The organism is Polaromonas sp. YR568 (assembly GCF_943369675.1).
Classification (GTDB): Bacteria; Pseudomonadota; Gammaproteobacteria; order Burkholderiales; family Burkholderiaceae_C; genus Polaromonas.
The window spans coordinates 22,205-38,599 of the sequence record NZ_CALROB020000046.1; the positions used below are offsets into that span (position 1 = coordinate 22,205).

The following is a 16,395-nucleotide window of genomic DNA, read 5'->3' on the forward strand; positions in this document are numbered from 1 at the left end:
GGTTTCAGGAAGATGTGGGGCCGCGGTTTGCCAGCAGCCTCTGCAACAGGCAGAAAACAAACAGCAGCACGCCGACGACAATGCGCGTCCACCAGGAGCTCAGGGTGCCGTCAAAAGAGATCAGGGTCTGGATGATTCCCAGCATCAGCACCCCGAACAGGGTGCCGGCCACGTAACCCACGCCGCCGCTGAGCAGCGTGCCGCCTATGACCACGGCGGCGATGGCGTCAAGCTCCATGCCGGTGGCGTGCAAGCCGTAGCCCGAGAGCATGTAGAAGGTGAACACCACACCGGCCAGCGCCGAGCAAAAGCCCGAAAGCGTGTAGACGCCCACCAGCGTGCGGCGCACCGGCAAGCCCATCAGCAACGCCGACTGCTCGTTGCCGCCGACGGCATACACGGCACGGCCGAAAGGCGTGCAGTGCGCGATGAACACCGCGGCGAACAGCACCGCCATGGCGATGACGGCGCTGACCGAAAGCGAGGCGTCCGCCCACAAGGGAATACGCAGCTGCGAGACTTCCGAATAAAACTCGTTGGTGATGCTGATGGAATCGACGCTGATGAGGTAGCACAGGCCACGCGCGAGAAACATCCCGGCCAGCGTGACGATGAAGGGCTGCAGGCGAAAGCGCTCAATCAGAAATCCCATGAAGGCGCCGAAAGCCGTGCCCATGAGCAGCACCAGCGGAATCACCGCGGCCGGACTCCAGCCGTGGTGCTCCACCAGCGCGGCCGACACCATGGTGGTCAGCGCAATCACGGAACCAACGGACAGGTCGATGCCCCCCGAAAGAATGACAAAGGTCATGCCCACGGCGATGATGACCAGGAAGGCGTTATCAATCAACAGGTTGAGAAAGACCTGCGCCGAGAAAAAACCGCTGTAGAGCACCGATCCCAGGGTCGCCATGGCGAGGAAGAGGGAGACGGTGGCCGCCAGCGGCAGGTATTTCGGATTGAAACGTGACACCGGCGCCGGCGCCGGTGTCACGGGCGCGGCGGCGGCTCCAACGGAATTGGCCAGCACCCGGCTCATGGCCGCATCCCTCGCGCGGCCGGCCGCCGCATCCAGATACCGACCTCGGCCCGGAATTCAGGCGACTGCAGCAACATCACGGCAAACACCACGACAGCCTTGACCACCAGGTTGATCTCGGGCGGCACGCCCAGCGAATAGATGGCGTAAGTCAGGGCCTGGATGATCAAGGCGCCGATCACGCTACCGACCAGGCTGAAACGGCCGCCGGTGAGCGCAGTGCCTCCCAGCGTGACCGCCAGAATCGCGTCGAGTTCCAGCAGTTGGCCCGCATTATTGCCGTCGGCGCTTTTGACGTTGGAGCTGATCAGCAAGCCCGCGATGCCCGCACACACACCGCAGAAGGCGTAGGCCGCAACCACCAGCCGCCGCGCCTGCACGCCGGCGACGCGCGCCGCGGTCGGGTTAATGCCGACCGCCTGGATGAACAGCCCGAGGGCGGTGCGCGTCACCGCCAGGTACAGCAGGGCGAACACCGCCGCGACGATAAACAGCGAGAAAGGCAGGCCCAGCAGGTAGCCGCTGCCCAGGAAGAAAAAGGGCGCGTAGTAAATGGTGATGATCTGCCCGCCGGTGATCAGTTGCGCGATGCCGCGGCCCGCCACCATGAGGATCAGCGTGGCGATGATGGGCTGCATGCCCACCCTGGCCACCAGCAAGCCGTTCCAAAGGCCGCAGAGCAGCGCGATGCCCAGCGCCGCGAGGATCGCCAGCGACATGGGAAAGCGGCTCACGCTTCCCGCCACCGATCCGCCAATCATCCAGGCGGCCACCGCCGCCGCGATGGCGACCACGGCGCCCACGGAGATGTCAATGCCGCGGGTGGCGATCACCAGGGTCATGCCCAGCGAGACCAGCACCAGCGGCGCGGCGCGGTTGAGGATGTCGATCAGGCTTCCGTACAAATGGCCGTCGCGCCACTCGACGTGCAGGAAACTGGAATTAAAAACCGTGTTCACGGCCAGCAGAAGGAACAGCGTAATGAGCGGCCAGGCCAGGCGGTGCCGAAGCAGCACGGTCAGGGGGGAGCGGGAAGCGTCAGACATGTTCTGCCGCAATCAGTTCATAGACGGCGTCTTCACTGCTGCCGGCCGGTAGCTCACCTACCTTGCGCCGGTCCCGCAGCACCACGATGCGGTGCGCCACGCGCACCACCTCGCTCATTTCGGAAGAGATGAAAATCACGGCCATGCCGGCCTGGGCCAGGCGCAGGATCTGCGCCATGATTTCCTGCTTCGCGGCCACGTCGACGCCGCGCGTGGGCTCGTCCAGGATCAGCAGGCGCGGCTCGGTCGCGAGCCAGCGCGCGATCACGGCTTTTTGCTGGTTGCCGCCCGACAACAGACCGATGGGGGTGTCCACACTCGGGGTCTTGATGTCCAGCGCCTGGACAAAGCGTTCGGCCAATGCGGTCTGTTCGGCACGCGACAAGGAACGCCGCATGCCCATGCGGGCCTGCAGCGCCAGCGCGATGTTTTCCCGCACCGACAGCTCGGCCACGACGCCGTCGGTCTTGCGCTCCTCGGGGCACAGGGCCAGGCCATGCCGGATCGCGTCGGCAGGGCTGGAGAAAGCAACCGTTTCGCCATTGATCCTGAGCATGCCGCGGTCCGGCTTCTGCAGGCCGAACAGCAGCCGCGCCAGTTCGGTGCGGCCCGCGCCCAGCAGCCCGGCTAGGCCCACCACTTCACCGGCACGCACACGCAGGTCCAGCGGCTGCAGCTGCCCGGTCTGGCCCAGGCCGTCGGCTTGCAAAAGCGCCGGCGCGGCATCGTCAAAGACCGGCGGTACCGCGGCGTCGGCGGATTGCGCCGCCAGTTCCCGGCCCAGCATGGCCGCGATCAACGCCTGCGGCCCCAGTTCACCGGCAAGCCACTCGTCGACCAAGGTGCCGTTGCGCAGCACGGTGATGCGGTCCGACACCGCATACACCTGGTTCAGGAAGTGGGTGACGAACACAATCGCCAGCCCGTCGCCGCGCAGGCGGCGCAGCACCTCAAACAGTTTTTGCACCTCGTCATCGTCAAGACTGGAGGTCGGCTCGTCGAGGATCAGCACTTTGGATTCAATGCTGAGCGCGCGCGCGATGGCCACCAGTTGCTGCACCGCGACCGGGTAGCCGGACAGCAGGCGCGTAACGTCGATGTCCAGGCCCATGCGCGCGACCAGCTCCCGCGCGCGGCGGTTCAACGCGGCCCAGTCGATGCGGTATCCCTGCGACATGCCGCATCGCGGATAGCGGCCCGCGAAGATGTTCTCCGCCACCGAGAGGTTGGGGCAAAGATTGACCTCCTGGTACACCGTGCTGATGCCCAGGCGCTGCGCGGCCAGGGGTGTGTCCGGCCATACCGGCTTGCCGTCCAGCTGCATCCGGCCGCCGCTGGCTTGCAGCACGCCGGTCAGGACCTTGATGAGCGTGGACTTGCCCGCGCCGTTTTGCCCCATCAAGGCATGGATTTCACCGGGGTACAGGCGCAAATGCACGTCATGCAAGGCCGGAATGCCCGCAAACTGTTTGTGGATGCCCGCAAGCTCCAGGACGGGCGCGGCGCCGGCGTGGCTCATACCTTGTTCTTGTTGTAGACGTCGACAAACACGGCGGCCAGCAGCACCACGCCCTTGATGACCTGCTGGTAGTCGATGCCTATGCCCAGGATGGACATGCCGTTGTTCATCACGCCCATCACAAACGCGCCTATCACCGCGCCCATGACCTTGCCGACGCCGCCCGAGGCCGAGGCCCCGCCTATGAAGCAGGCGGCGATGACGTCGAGCTCAAAGCCCAGGCCGGCCTTGGGCGTGGCGGTGTTCAGGCGCGCGGCGAACACCAGGCCCGCCAGCGCCGCCAGCACGCCCATGTTCACGAAGGTGTAGAAGGCCAGGCGCTCGGTCTTGATGCCCGAGAGCTTTGCGGCTTTTTCGTTGCCGCCCAGCGCATAGACGCGCCGGCCTACGGTGGTGCGGCCCGTGACGAAATGGAACAGGAAGATCAGCAGGGCCATCACGATCAATACATTCGGCAAGCCCCTGTACGACGCCAGCAGGTAGCTGAAATAAATCAGGAGGGCCGAGAACGCCGCCGTTTTGACAAAGAAGAAGGCGGCGGGCTCGGCCTGGATGCCGTGCCTGAGCTGCTTGGCGCGCCCGCGTATGCCGGCCACGGCGAGCAGGGCGGCCAGCGCCACGCCCAGCAGCAGCGATGTCATGCGCAGGCCGTCGCCTCCGGACAGGTCGGGCATAAAGCCCGAGCTGAGCATCTGGAACGAATCGGGAAACGGGCCGACCGACTGGCCCTGCAGCAGCGCCAGCGCCAGCCCCTTGAACACCAGCATGCCGGCCAGCGTCACGATAAACGAGGGAATGCGGAAGAAGGCGACAAACCATCCCTGGATGCCGCCTATCAGCGCGCCGCAAACCAGGCACACCAAGGAGGCCGGCACGAAATGCCAGCCGTACTCCACCATCAGCACGGCGGCCAGCGCGCCTATGAAGCCGCACACCGAGCCCACCGACAGGTCGATATGGCCCGCCACGATCACCATCAGCATGCCCAGCGCCATGATGACGATGTAGCTGTTCTGCAGGACCAGGTTGGTGAGGTTCAAGGGCTGCATGAGCGTGCCGTCGGTCATGTACTGGAAGAAAATCATGATGGCCACCAGCGTGATCAGCATGCCGTACTCGCGGAAGTTGTGCTTCAGGTAGTCGAGCGGCGATTTGTCGCTTGCGGCGGCGGCGGCGGTTGCAGGTTTTGCCGCAAGCGCGGTGGCGTTGGAAGACTCGTTGTTCATTTCAGCTTGCTTTCATGATCGCGCGCATGATTTTTTCCTGGGAGGCTTGGGCCGCCGGCATCTCGGCGATGAAGCGGCCCTCGTTCATGACGTAGATGCGGTCCGTCATGCCCAGCAGTTCGGGCATTTCCGAGGAGATGACGATGATGCATTTCCCCTCGGCCGCAAGCTGGGCGATCAGGGTGTAGATCTCGTACTTGGCGCCCACGTCGATGCCGCGCGTGGGCTCATCGAGGATGAGCACTTCGGGGTTGGTGAACAGCCATTTCCCCAGCACCACTTTTTGCTGGTTGCCGCCGGAGAGGTTGAGGACTTTCTGGCCGACGCCCGAGCAGCGGATGCGCAGCTTTTCGCGGTAACGCTGCGCGGCCTGGTATTCGCGGCCGGTGTCGATGACGGCGGCGCTTGAAACAGCCTTGAGGTTGGCCAGCGACACGTTGAACTGGATGTCTTCGCTGAGGACCAGGCCGTTGCCCTTGCGGTCCTCGGTCACATAGGCCAGGCCGTGGCGAACGGCCTTCTCGACAGTCCCCACGTCGACGGGCCGGCCGTTCAGCAGGACCTGGCCGCTGATGCGGCGCCCCCAGGAGCGGCCGAAGATGCTCATGGCGAGTTCGGTGCGCCCCGCGCCCATCAGCCCGGCAATGCCGACAATTTCACCGCGCCGCACCTGCAGGTTGACGCCCTTGATGAACTGCCTGTCGGTGTGCAACGGGTGGTAGACGTTCCAGTCGCGCACTTCAAAGACGGTTTCGCCGATGTCCGGCTGGCGCGGCGGGTAGCGGTCGGCCATCTCGCGGCCCACCATGCCGCGGATCACACGGTCTTCGCTGATGGCGTCGGCGCGGCAGTCCAGCGTTTCCACGGTGCTGCCGTCGCGCAGGATGGTGATGGCGTCCGCCACGCGTGAAATTTCATTGAGTTTGTGCGAAATGAGGATGCAGGTGATGCCCTGGCCCTTCAGTTCCAGCAGCAGGTCCAGCAGCGCCTGGCTGTCGCTTTCGTTGAGGCTGGCCGTGGGTTCGTCGAGGATGAGCAGCTTGACCTGCCGGGACAGGGCCTTGGCAATTTCAACCAGTTGCTGCTTGCCCACGCCGATGTCCGTGACCAGCGTGGCGGGCGATTCCTTGAGACCCACTTTTTTCAGCAAGGCTTGCGTCTTGCTGTGCGCGACCATCCAGTCGATCACGCCGTGTTGCGCGGTTTCGTTGCCGAGGAAGATGTTCTCGGCAATCGACAGCAGCGGCACCAGCGCCAGCTCCTGGTGGATGATGATGACGCCCAGCCGTTCGCTGTCGTGGATGCCGAGGAAGCGGCGCTCCTGCCCCTCATAAACAATTTCTCCGCCGTAGGAGCCGTGCGGGTAGACCCCGGAGAGCACCTTCATCAAGGTCGATTTGCCGGCGCCGTTTTCGCCGACGATGGCATGGATCTCCCCGGCGCGCACGCGCAGGTTGACCTTGTTCAGCGCGACCACCCCGGGAAAGGTCTTGCGGATGTCGCGCATCTCGAGAATCGTTTCCAATGCCTGTCCTTTGGTACAAAAGTCGCTCCAGGGATGATCGACACCCATGGGCGTAAACAGTCCCGCGCCCTCCGGCACGAGACCGTCGCTCAAACTTCAAGCAGGTTTATTTGATCTGCGACTCTTTGTAGTAACCGCTGCCGATCAGAACCTGGTTCCAGTTGGAGGCATCCACGGCCACCGGCTTGAGCAGGTAGGAGGGCACCACCTTCACGCCGTTGTTGTAGGTCTTGGTGTCATTGATCTCTGGCTGCTTGCCGGAGAGTGTGGCGTCCACCATGTTGGCCGTCACCTTGGCCAGCTCGCGCGTGTCCTTGAAGACGGTCGAGTATTGCTCGCCTTTCAGGATGGACTTCACCGAAGGAATTTCGGCGTCCTGCCCGCTGACCACCGGGCAAGGCTGCTGCGCCGTGCAGTAGCCGACGCCTTTGAGCGAGGACAGGATGCCGATGGACAGGCCGTCATAAGGCGACAGGACCGCGTGGACTTTTTCCTTGCCGTAGTAGGCCGAGAGCAGGTTGTCCATGCGTGCCTGCGCGACCGCACCGTCCCAGCGCAAGGTCCCGACCTTGTTCATGCCCAGCTGCTTGCTGCGCACCACCAGCTTGCCGCTGTCGATGTAGGGCTTGAGCACGCTCATGGCACCGTCATAGAAGAAGAAGGCGTTGTTGTCGTCCGGGGAGCCGCCGAAAAGTTCGATGTTGAAAGGACCCTTGCCTTGCTTCAAGCCCAGCTTGTCGACGATGGAAGTGGCTTGCAGCACGCCGACCTGGAAGTTGTCGAAGGTGGCGTAGTAGTCGACGTTTTTCGAACCCTTGATCAGGCGGTCATAGGCGATGACCTTGACACCCTTGTCGGCCGCATTCTGCAATGCCTTGGACAGCGTGGTGCCGTCGATGGAGGCGATCACCAGGACCTTCGCACCCTTGGTGATCATGTTCTCGATCTGGGCCAGCTGGTTCGGGATGTCGTCGTCGGCGTATTGCAGGTCGGTCTTGTAGCCGCGCTCCTTGAGCACCTTGACCATGTTGTCGCCGTCGGCGATCCAGCGGGCCGAGGATTTGGTCGGCATCGAGATGCCGATGCTGCCCTTGTCCTGCGCATGCGCAAGCGGCGCAATACCCACGGCGCCCAGGGCCAGGCCGGCCAGCAAAGTCTTCAGGAAAATGCGTTTCATGAATTGTCTCCTTGTGTGTTATTGAATAATTCTTCCAGTATCCGTGCGCTGTTGCACGCACAAAATCAGTACTTACGCTTGGGGAACTCCTTGGCCGCCACTTCCATCGGAAAAATCCCTTCTTCGGTAACGATACGTTTCTGAACCGGCTTGCCGGCCTTGATGTCCTTGACGGCCGCCATCAGTTGCGGGCCCAGCAAGGGGCTGCACTCCACCGACACATTGAGCTTGCCGGCCATCATGGCTTCGAAAGCGCCTTTGACGGCATCGATGGAGATGATGGTGATGTCCTTCGCCGGCTTCAGGCCCGCCTCTTCAATCGCCTGGATAGCGCCTATGGCCATATCGTCGTTGTGCGCGTAGAGCACGTTGATCTTTTTGCCTTCGGCCTTGAGGAAGGCCTCCATCACCTCCTTGCCCTTGGCCCGTGTGAAATCCCCCGTCTGCGAGCGGATGATCTTGAACTTCGGGTCGGCCTTGATGATTTCTTCAAACCCTTTTTTGCGGTCTATGGCCGGCGCGGAGCCCACGGTGCCCTGCAGCTCGACGATGTTGACCGGGCCGCTGCCGCCTTTCATTTTTTCGACCAGCCAGCGGCCTGCCTTGCGGCCTTCCTCCACAAAATCGGAGCCCATGAACGAGACGTAGAGCGAGGTGTCCTTGACGTTGACGGAGCGGTCGGTCAGCACCACCGGAATCTTCGCGGCCTTGGCCTCGCGCAGAACGGTTTCCCAGCCCGATTCGACCACCGGCGAGAACGCGATCACATCCACTTTTTGCGCGATGAAAGAGCGGATCGCCTTGATCTGGTTTTCCTGCTTTTGCTGCGCATCCGAAAACTTGAGTTCGATGCCCGCGTCCTTGGCGGCCGATTTGATGGACTCGGTGTTGGCGGTGCGCCACTCGCTTTCCGCGCCCACCTGGCTAAAGCCCAGCACGATGGGTTTTTGCGCCCACGCCGAGCGCGGCAGCAGCCCGGCAAGGGGCGCGCACGCAAGCGCGGCGGCGAGGGTACGGCGATGGATCTTCATCATGTTGTCTCCTTGGTTGAAATGAAACTGACGGCTCTTCGGTGATCTCCTGTGGTTCAAGCCAGCACGTAGCCGGTCTTGACGGTGGTGTAAAACTCGGCCGCGTAGCGGCCCTGCTCGCGCGGGCCGTAACTCGATCCCTTGCGCCCGCCGAAGGGCACGTGGAAGTCGACGCCCGCCGTGGGCAGGTTCACCATGGTCATGCCGACCTCGGCGTGGCGCTTGAAATGCATGGCGTGCTTGAGGGAGCTTGTGCAGATGCCCGCGCACAGGCCGAAAGGCGTGTCGTTGGCGAGAGCCAGCGCGTGGTCGAAGTCATCGGCCTGCAGCACGCAGGCCACGGGCCCGAAGATCTCTTCGCGCGCGATGCGGTGCTCGGGCCGGGCCAGGAACAGCGCCGGGTTCATGTAATGCCCCGGTGTCGGGCGTTCGAGCAATTCACCGCCCCAGACATGCTCGGCGCCCTCGCCGCGCCCTATGTCCAGGTAGGCCTGGTTCTGCTCGAGCTGGCCCTGGTCAACCACGGGCCCCATTTCAATGCCTTGTTCCAGCGCGTGGCCGACCTTGAGCGCGGCGATGCGGTGGCGCAGCCGGGCAACGAATGCGTCGTGCACGGGCGCCTCCACAATGAGACGGCTTGACGCGGTGCAACGCTGCCCGGTCGAGAAGTACGAGCCCTGCACCGCGCAGTCGACGGCCCGGTCAAGATCGGCGTCGGCCAGCACCACCAGCGGATTCTTGCCGCCCATCTCCAGCTGCACCTTGGCGCGGCGCGCGGCGGCGGACTGCAGAATGCGTTCGCCCGTTGCCACCGAGCCTGTAAAGCTCAGCGCATGGACCAGGGGATGGTCGACCAGCGTTTGCCCGACTTCCCGGCCGCTGCCCATGACCAGGTTGAACACGCCCGCGGGCAAGCCGCAGCGGCTGATGATTTCGGCCAGGGCCCAGCCGCAGGTGGTGGCCAATTCGGCCGGCTTGAAGACCACCGTGTTGCCATAGGCCAGTGCCGGTGCTATCTTCCAGGCCGGGATCGCCAGCGGGAAATTCCACGGCGCGATGATGCCCACCACGCCGACGGGCTCACGTGTCACGTCGACCTGGATGCCGGGCCGCACCGACGCCAGGATGTCGCCCTGCACACGCAGCGCTTCCCCGGCGAAAAACTTGAAGATCTGGCCGGCCCGCGCCGCTTCGCCCACGCCTTCGGGCAGCGTCTTTCCTTCTTCCCGCGCCAGCAGCATGCCCAGCTCGTCCTTGCGCGCCAGGATCTCGCTGCCAATCTGGTCGAGCACATCGGCGCGGCGCTGCGGGGTGCTGTGGCGCCAGTGCGGCAAAGCCTCCGACGCGGCCCGGATGGCGAGCTCGGTCTGGTTGCGGTCGGCGCGCGCGTACTCGCTCACCACTTCCCGGGTATCCGAGGGGTTGCGGCTGATGCCCGTGGTGGTGCCGGTTTCCCAGCGCCCATTGATGTAGTGCCGGGCGCTTTGCTGCAGTTCGCCGAATTTCATGAAGGCCTCGTTTTTCATCCAGGCGCAGTCTATGATTCATTTTGATATCGATCTAATCGTTTTTTTGACAAAGTAGATATCGTTCTACGCATTCTGGAAAACCCGATGAGTACTTATAACCACTGGTTCATACGCGCACGGCTCAAAACGCGGCAATTACTGCTACTGGTGGCGCTCGCGGAAGAAGGAAACATCCATCGCGCGGCGCAGGTCCTCAGCATGACGCAGCCGGCCGCATCCAAATTGCTCAAGGATTTGGAGGATGTGCTGGAGGTCCCGCTGTTCGAGCGCCTTCCGCGCGGGATGCGGCCGACCTGGTACGGCGAGACCATGATCCGCCACGCGCGCATGGCACTGGCCAGCCTGAACCAGGCGCATGACGAACTCACCGCGCTCAAGACCGGGCACTTCGGCCACGTCGGCATAGGCGCGATCACCTCGCCGGGGCTGGCCTTGCTGCCGCCGGCGGTCGCCGTGGTCAAGCAGGAGCATCCCAGCCTGCGCATCTCGCTGGACATCGAAACCAGCCCGGTGCTGCTGGAGCGGCTGGAGCAGGGCCGGCTGGACATCCTGGTAGCGCGCCTTTTTGCCGAGCACGACAAGACGAACCTGCGCTACGAGCCCCTGGTCGAGGAGCCGGTGTGCGCCATGGCGAGGCCCGGGCACCCGCTGCTGGGCGTGGCTGGCCTCACCTTGCGCGACGTGGTGGCGGCCGCCTGGATCGTGCCGCCCGCAGGCAGTGTGCTGCGGCACCGCTTCGAGCTGATGTTCCAGGAAGACGGGCTGGCCCCGCCCATCAACGTGGTGGAGTCCTCAGCGCTGCTGTTCATCACGCGCATGCTGCAGCAAAGCGACATGGTGGCGGTGGTCGCGGCCGACGTGGCGCGGTATTACGCGGCGCACGGCATCGTCTCAGTGCTGCCGCTGGACATGCCCTGCCACATGGACGCCTTCGGCATCATCACCCGCACCGACCGGCTGCCTTCGCCCGCCGCCAAGGTCATGATGAAGGCGCTGAAGACGGTGAGCTTCACACTGTACGGACGCAAACTCGAAGCGGACTAAAAACCCGCGCGGCTCAGGCCAGTGACACCGCGGAACCGGCTTAGCCGGGCCGCTGGTGTGCCCCCTGAGGGGGAGGCGCCGAAGGCGCTTCGGGGGGAGCTTCATGGTCAGACCCAGCCGGCATCCACCGTGAACTCCTGCGCGGTGCACATGGCGGCGTCATCGGATGCCAGGAACAGCACCATGCGCGCAATGTCGTGGGGCAGCAGCTTGTCGGGCAGGCACTGGTTGCGCTCGAGTTCCTTCTCGCCTTCGGCGTCCAGCCAGAGCTTGATCTGCCGCTCCGTCATCACCCAGCCCGGCGATACGGTGTTGATGCGGATGCGGTCCCGGCCCAGCGTTTTTGCGAGCCCGCGCGTCAGGCCGTTCACCGAGGACTTGGCGATGGCGTAGCACGGGTAGCCGGAGCCCTTGCCCTGCCAGCCGGTGGAACCCAGGTTGATGATGGAGCCGGCGCCCAGCCGCTGCATGCCGGGCACCACCGACTGGATCGCAAAAAAAGCCGGCCGCTCATTGATCGCAATACGGTCGTCGTAGTAGGCGGGCGTCACGGACTCCAGGCTGTGGCGGTCATCGCTGGCCACGTTGTTGACCAGCACCGAAAAGTCGCCCACGGCGCCCGCCGCCTCGGCCACCGCGGCTTGCAGCGCGGCCACGTCCCGCACGTCGCAGGCGCGCCACCACGGGCGGGCGTGCCCCGCATCGGCGAGTTGCTGCGCGAGCGCTTCACTGGCCTCTTTCGCGACATCAATGAAGGCAACGCGTGCGCCCTGCTGCGCAAAAGCCGTCACGATGGCCGCGCCTATGCCGCTGCCCCCGCCGGTGACAAACACCGGCCGGTTCTTCAGGCTGGGAAAGACGGCCAATGTGTCAGTGGCGGGAGCGGCCCGCATGGGGCTGGAACTTGAAGGGTTTGTCATTGCAATTTATGTATCAAGAATATTGAAATAAGAAGTTTTCAACATCACTATGCATTGATATCATCCACCGCGTCAAGAGCAAGAGCCTGCGGTGCCCATCCACCCGGCGCAGAACACGGGGACATGAGTGACATCGATTCTCGACACGCCCGCAGCCACGCCGGCACTGGGCCTGGCGCATTGCGTTCACCCGGCCGGAGCGCTGCTCGGCGAGGGCACCTTGTGGTCGCCGCGTGAGCAGGCTTTGTACTGGGTGGACATCCTTGCATGCCGCCTGCACCGCTTTCACCCGGCAACGGGCGGGCGCACCAGCTGGGCTTTTGACGAAGAAATTTCCGCGCTGGCGGAACGCACGAATGCACCCGGCCTGATCGTGACCTTGCGGCGCGGCTTCGCGCTGTTTGACCCCGGGTCGGGCGCCGCGCCGCGCTACCTGCACCAGCCGGAGGCAGGCTTGCAGGGCAACCGCTTCAATGACGGCAAGTGTGATGCGCAAGGCCGTTTCTGGGCGGGGACCATGGACTTTGACTGCGTGGCCACCACCGGCGCGCTGTACCGCTATGACCCCGATGGGCGCTGCACGCGCCATGATGAAGGCTTCGCGGTGACCAACGGCCCCACCTGGTCCGCCGACCAGCGCACCCTCTATTTCAACGACACGGTCAAGGGCCGCACCTATGCCTATGACTTTGATGCCGGGGCCGGCACTGTGTCAAACAAGCGGCCCTGGCTGGCCTTCGCACCCGGCGACGGTGTGCCCGACGGCATGACCACGGACGCAGCGGGCCGCGTGTGGATTGCCCACTGGGGCGGCGCCTGCGTCAGCTGCCACGATCCGGTCACTGCGCGTGAACTGTGCCGCGTGCCCTTGCCCACAAGCCATGTGACCAACTGCGCTTTTGGCGGGGCGGACATGCGCACGCTTTTTATCAGCACCGCGCGAACCGGGCTCACGCCGGAACAGCTTGCCGGCCAGCCGCTGGCCGGCGGATTGTTCGCGGTGGCCATGGACAGCCCCGGCCTGCCCGCCGGTTTGTTCGGCGGCTGATGCCCATGACTGATTCCGCGCATCCTGTTGCCTGGCTGCGCCACGCCGGCCAGCGCCTGGGGCTGCTGCCCTCGCTGGGCGGCAGCGTGGCCGCCTGGCAGCTTGAACGTCCGCAAGGACAGCTGGATCTTTGGCGGCCGTGGGACGGAAAAACCGAAGACCTCTACCAGACCGCTTCATTCGCCATGGTGCCGTGGTCCAACCGCATCAGCGGTGGCGGCTTCACGCACGAAGGGCAATTCCATCCCATGCGGCCGAATCGTGCCGGCGAGCCCTACCCCATCCATGGCGACGGCTGGCTGCAAGCCTGGCAGCTTTCACAGCCGGCGGCCGACACACTGGTGATGGCCTTGGTATCGCACGGCTTCGACGGCAACCCGTATGACTATGAGGCCATGCAGACCTTCCGGCTGGTGGACGGCGGGCTGGACCAGCAACTGCGGGTGCGCCACCTGGGCGCCACGCCCTTGCCCTACGGCCTGGGCGTGCACCCCTGGTTTCCGCGCACCGCGCAAACGCGGATCACCGCGCCGGTGCAAGGCCTCTGGCTCTGCGGCGATGATCCGCTGCCGCTTGCGCACACGACGGACTTTCCGTCGGGCTGGGACCTGAACAAGGGCGCGCCGGCCAACGGCCCGCTCATCGACAACGGCTACACCGGCTGGGGCGGCAAGGCCTGCATCACCTGGCCGGAACTCGGCTTGCAGGTCACGGCCGGCATGCCGGACTTTGAACGCGAGGGCGGCACGGCGCAGCACTTCTGCCTGGTCTATCGGCCGCCCCAGGGACCTGCGTTTTGTTTTGAGCCGATCACGCAGCCCATCGATGCCTTCCACCTGCCGGGGCAACCCGGCCTGCGTGTGCTGGGGCGCGGGGAAGCGTTTTCGCTCACCATCCAGTGGCGCATTGAGCCCGCGGCCGCGCCAGCCTGAACGGCAATACCAAGCGCTTAAACCAGGCCGCTGAGCTTGCGGGCCGCCTCCAGCAATTTCTGCACATGCCGCTCGTCGTAGCGTTCTGCCGGCATGGTCAGCGTCAGCGCGGCGGCCAGGCTGCCGTCGGCCCTGAACACCGGCGCCGATATACCGGCCACGCCCTCCAGGCGATCGCCCACCGACGAGTAATAGCCCTGCTCGCGGATGCGGGCGTAGAGGGTTTTGTCCTTGGCGCTGGCGCCGGCGGGCCTGGCGCCGAAAGCCGTCAGCACGCGGCCGCCCGTGCCGCGGTTCAGCGGCAGCACGTCGCCGGCGCGTATGTGGTCGCGCACCGGCTGCGGTGAATCGACCCGGTACAGGCACAGGCGCGCATCACCCTGCACCACGTGGTAAGCCGCGCTTTCGCGTGTGGCCGCCACCAGCGCGCGCAGGGCCGGCAGCACCACACGTTCCAGCGAGAACGAAGCGGCATACACTGCGTTGAGCCGCGCCACTTCATTGCCGAGGCCGTAGCTGCCGTCGTCCAGCCGCTGCACCAAGCGCGCGTGTTCCAGCGAAGCCAACAGGCGCAGCGCCGTGCTTTTATAGAGTTGCGTGCGGCTGGACAGCTCCGCCAGGCTGAGCGAGGTGTCGCCCGCGCGGAAGGCCGACAGCAGCGTCAGGGCGCGGTCCACCGCGGCGGCGCCGCCCGGCGCGGCGTGGCTGTCGGCAAGGGATTCGATCTGGGCTTTGCGAGGCATGGCCACCTTTCAGGTCTGGCGCGCCGCGCGGCTTGACGGGCCGGCGGTTCACGCGCAATGGCTAATAAGAAAGAACTACATTCTATCTTATGGAACTTCACGCTTGAACGCAAGCCCGCTTGCACACGCGCTGAGTGTGTCTCAAATCCGCCGCACAACAGCGGGATCGGCGACGGAATAAGGGTCAATCCCCTGTCGATTGCTGACATTGATCCGCATAATGAACGCGCATGGACAAACTCAAGCAGCTGGAATCTTTTGTCTCGGTGGTGGCGCGCGGCAGCCTGACGGCGGCGGCCAAATCCGAGGGCGTGGCGCCCGCCATCATGGGCCGGCGGCTGGACGCGCTGGAAGAACGGCTGGGCGTGAAGCTGCTGGTGCGCACCACGCGGCGCATCGCGCTCACGCATGAAGGCAGCGCCTTCCTGGAAGACTGCCAGCGCCTGCTGGCCGACCTGGCCAATGCGGAGGCCAGCGTGTCGGCCGGCGGCGTCAAGGCCAGCGGCCACTTGCGCATCACGGCGCCGGCGGGCTTCGGGCGGCGCCACGTTGCGCCGCTGGTGACCAAATTCCGCGAGCAGCATGCCGACGTGACGATTTCCCTGAACCTCAGCGACCGCGTGGTCGACCTGGCGGGCGAGGGTTTTGACTGCGCGGTGCGCGTGGGCGACCTGCCGGATTCCTCGCTGGTCAGCGTGCGCATGGCCGACAACCGGCGCCTGTGCGTGGCCACGCCGCGCTACCTCAAAAACCACGGCACACCGCAGCACCCCAGCGAACTGGCGCGCTTTGACTGCCTCACGCTGTCCAGCGACGCGTCGCAGACGCGGGGCTGGGCCTTCCAGGTGGCCGGCGAGCTGGTGCACCTCAAGCCGGGCGGCCCGCTCGATTGTTCCGACGGCCAGGTCCTGCACGACTGGTGCCTGGCCGACTACGGCATTGCCTGGCGCAGCACCTGGGAGGTCGAATCGGAAATCGCCGCCGGGCGGCTGACACCGGTGCTGGAAGATTTCGCCGCGCCGCCCAACGGCATTTACGCGGTGTTCCCTCAGCGCAAACACCTGCCGTTGCGGGTGCGCCTGTGGGTGGACTTCCTCAAGCACCACTACAGCCAGCCGGAGTTCTGGCGCTCGTCGGCGGCCAGGCCCTGAGCCCCTTCCCCCAACACACAGACTGAAAAAGGACCTCGCGATGACACTCGAAGCCCTGCTGGCCTATGCCCACCTGCTGGCGATTTTCACCATGGTGGTTTTTCTCGCGAGCGAGGCGGCGCTGTGCCGCGTCGAATGGCTCAACGCCGCCGTGGTCGAGCGGCTGGGCAAAGTCGACATGGTCTACGGCATCGCCGCCGGCGCAGTGCTGGTGACCGGACTGGCGCGCGTCTTCCTGGGCAGCAAGGGCGCTGCCTTTTATGCCCACAACCCTTTGCTCTATTTAAAGCTGGTCATGTTCCTGGTGATAGGGCTGATCTCCATCAAGCCGACCCTGATGTTTGTGCGCTGGCGGCGTGCGCTGCGCGCCAGCGGCGCCCTGCCCGACGCGGTGGAGGTCAAAAAAGCGCGGCGGCTGGTGATGGTGCAGGCGCACATCCTGCCCTTCATTCCGCTGGTGGCGGT

15 protein-coding genes are annotated in these 16,395 nt (G+C 64.9%); 5 read left to right on the plus strand and 10 right to left on the minus strand.

What is annotated here, in order from left to right; genetic code table 11:
* Positions 1–4 precede the first annotated feature (4 nt).
* From yjfF to ACLV8F_RS20490, 8 genes are all read right to left on the minus strand, one after another.
* Entirely contained in the window at positions 5–1,039 is a 1,035-nt protein-coding gene (gene yjfF, locus ACLV8F_RS20455) for a galactofuranose ABC transporter, permease protein YjfF (protein ID WP_411886042.1), read from the minus strand.
* Positions 1,036–2,085 (minus strand): ABC transporter permease, encoded by a 1,050-nt coding sequence (locus ACLV8F_RS20460; protein WP_411886043.1) that lies wholly within the window; start codon positions 2,083–2,085, stop codon positions 1,036–1,038. Before ACLV8F_RS20460 ends, yjfF begins: the two co-directional genes overlap by 4 nt.
* Positions 2,078–3,604 carry a sugar ABC transporter ATP-binding protein gene (locus tag ACLV8F_RS20465; protein WP_411886044.1) on the minus strand — a complete coding sequence of 509 codons (1,527 nt, stop codon included), beginning with the start codon at positions 3,602–3,604 and terminating at the stop codon, positions 2,078–2,080. Before ACLV8F_RS20465 ends, ACLV8F_RS20460 begins: the two co-directional genes overlap by 8 nt.
* The gene (gene mmsB / locus ACLV8F_RS20470; RefSeq protein ID WP_411886045.1) at positions 3,601–4,830 is read right to left on the minus strand and encodes a multiple monosaccharide ABC transporter permease; all 1,230 of its coding nucleotides are present in this window, start codon (positions 4,828–4,830) and stop codon (positions 3,601–3,603) included. Before mmsB ends, ACLV8F_RS20465 begins: the two co-directional genes overlap by 4 nt.
* Position 4,831: 1 nt before the next feature.
* Positions 4,832–6,337 carry a multiple monosaccharide ABC transporter ATP-binding protein gene (gene mmsA / locus ACLV8F_RS20475; RefSeq protein WP_411886055.1) on the minus strand — a complete coding sequence of 502 codons (1,506 nt, stop codon included), beginning with the start codon at positions 6,335–6,337 and terminating at the stop codon, positions 4,832–4,834.
* Between the two features lie 124 nt (positions 6,338–6,461).
* Positions 6,462–7,532 carry a multiple monosaccharide ABC transporter substrate-binding protein gene (gene chvE, locus ACLV8F_RS20480; protein WP_411881345.1) on the minus strand — a complete coding sequence of 357 codons (1,071 nt, stop codon included), beginning with the start codon at positions 7,530–7,532 and terminating at the stop codon, positions 6,462–6,464.
* A 65-nt stretch (positions 7,533–7,597) separates the two neighbouring features.
* Positions 7,598–8,563, minus strand: a complete 966-nt coding sequence (locus ACLV8F_RS20485) for an ABC transporter substrate-binding protein (RefSeq protein ID WP_411886046.1) — start codon at positions 8,561–8,563, stop codon at positions 7,598–7,600.
* 56 nt (positions 8,564–8,619) lie between these two features.
* Positions 8,620–10,071, minus strand: coding sequence for an aldehyde dehydrogenase family protein (locus ACLV8F_RS20490; RefSeq protein WP_411886047.1), 1,452 nt, complete (start codon positions 10,069–10,071; stop codon positions 8,620–8,622).
* 105 nt (positions 10,072–10,176) lie between these two features.
* On the opposite strand from ACLV8F_RS20490, the gene ACLV8F_RS20495 reads away from it, so the two are divergent.
* A complete protein-coding gene (locus ACLV8F_RS20495) occupies positions 10,177–11,136 on the plus strand; it encodes a LysR family transcriptional regulator (protein ID WP_411886048.1) in 960 nt (319 codons plus the stop codon).
* A gap of 107 nt (positions 11,137–11,243) precedes the next feature.
* Here ACLV8F_RS20495 and ACLV8F_RS20500 read toward each other — a convergent pair whose 3' ends face one another.
* Positions 11,244–12,056 carry an SDR family NAD(P)-dependent oxidoreductase gene (locus ACLV8F_RS20500; RefSeq protein WP_411886049.1) on the minus strand — a complete coding sequence of 271 codons (813 nt, stop codon included), beginning with the start codon at positions 12,054–12,056 and terminating at the stop codon, positions 11,244–11,246.
* 127 nt (positions 12,057–12,183) lie between these two features.
* Here ACLV8F_RS20500 and ACLV8F_RS20505 point away from each other — a divergent pair, with 127 nt between their 5' ends.
* Positions 12,184–13,104, plus strand: coding sequence for an SMP-30/gluconolactonase/LRE family protein (locus ACLV8F_RS20505; RefSeq protein WP_411886050.1), 921 nt, complete (start codon positions 12,184–12,186; stop codon positions 13,102–13,104).
* A 5-nt stretch (positions 13,105–13,109) separates the two neighbouring features.
* Positions 13,110–14,036: an aldose 1-epimerase gene (locus ACLV8F_RS20510; protein ID WP_411886051.1), complete on the plus strand. Its 927-nt coding sequence runs from the start codon at positions 13,110–13,112 to the stop codon at positions 14,034–14,036.
* A 17-nt stretch (positions 14,037–14,053) separates the two neighbouring features.
* Here the strand turns inward: ACLV8F_RS20510 and ACLV8F_RS20515 are convergent, their stop codons facing one another.
* On the minus strand, positions 14,054–14,779 hold the full coding sequence (locus ACLV8F_RS20515; RefSeq protein ID WP_411886052.1) for an IclR family transcriptional regulator: 726 nt from the start codon (positions 14,777–14,779) through the stop codon (positions 14,054–14,056).
* A gap of 230 nt (positions 14,780–15,009) precedes the next feature.
* On the opposite strand from ACLV8F_RS20515, the gene ACLV8F_RS20520 reads away from it, so the two are divergent.
* Positions 15,010–15,930, plus strand: a complete 921-nt coding sequence (locus ACLV8F_RS20520; RefSeq protein ID WP_411886053.1) for a LysR family transcriptional regulator — start codon at positions 15,010–15,012, stop codon at positions 15,928–15,930.
* A gap of 40 nt (positions 15,931–15,970) precedes the next feature.
* Positions 15,971–16,395, plus strand: a 425-nt coding sequence (locus ACLV8F_RS20525) for a DUF2214 family protein (protein WP_411886054.1), incomplete at its 3' end; no start/stop codon positions are given.

What these genes read in the sequence shown, in the direction of transcription:
- yjfF (WP_411886042.1), bottom strand. Translation starts at nt 1,039, where the DNA reads ATGAGCCGGGTGCTGGCCAATTCCGTTGGAGCCGCCGCCGCGCCCGTG.
- ACLV8F_RS20460 (WP_411886043.1), bottom strand. Translation starts at nt 2,085, where the DNA reads ATGTCTGACGCTTCCCGCTCCCCCCTGACCGTGCTGCTTCGGCACCGC.
- ACLV8F_RS20465 (WP_411886044.1), bottom strand. Translation starts at nt 3,604, where the DNA reads ATGAGCCACGCCGGCGCCGCGCCCGTCCTGGAGCTTGCGGGCATCCAC.
- mmsB (WP_411886045.1), bottom strand. Translation starts at nt 4,830, where the DNA reads ATGAACAACGAGTCTTCCAACGCCACCGCGCTTGCGGCAAAACCTGCA.
- mmsA (WP_411886055.1), bottom strand. Translation starts at nt 6,337, where the DNA reads ATGCGCGACATCCGCAAGACCTTTCCCGGGGTGGTCGCGCTGAACAAG.
- chvE (WP_411881345.1), bottom strand. Translation starts at nt 7,532, where the DNA reads ATGAAACGCATTTTCCTGAAGACTTTGCTGGCCGGCCTGGCCCTGGGC.
- ACLV8F_RS20485 (WP_411886046.1), bottom strand. Translation starts at nt 8,563, where the DNA reads ATGAAGATCCATCGCCGTACCCTCGCCGCCGCGCTTGCGTGCGCGCCC.
- ACLV8F_RS20490 (WP_411886047.1), bottom strand. Translation starts at nt 10,071, where the DNA reads ATGAAATTCGGCGAACTGCAGCAAAGCGCCCGGCACTACATCAATGGG.
- ACLV8F_RS20495 (WP_411886048.1), top strand. Translation starts at nt 10,177, where the DNA reads ATGAGTACTTATAACCACTGGTTCATACGCGCACGGCTCAAAACGCGG.
- ACLV8F_RS20500 (WP_411886049.1), bottom strand. Translation starts at nt 12,056, where the DNA reads ATGACAAACCCTTCAAGTTCCAGCCCCATGCGGGCCGCTCCCGCCACT.
- ACLV8F_RS20510 (WP_411886051.1), top strand. Translation starts at nt 13,110, where the DNA reads ATGACTGATTCCGCGCATCCTGTTGCCTGGCTGCGCCACGCCGGCCAG.
- ACLV8F_RS20515 (WP_411886052.1), bottom strand. Translation starts at nt 14,779, where the DNA reads ATGCCTCGCAAAGCCCAGATCGAATCCCTTGCCGACAGCCACGCCGCG.
- ACLV8F_RS20520 (WP_411886053.1), top strand. Translation starts at nt 15,010, where the DNA reads ATGGACAAACTCAAGCAGCTGGAATCTTTTGTCTCGGTGGTGGCGCGC.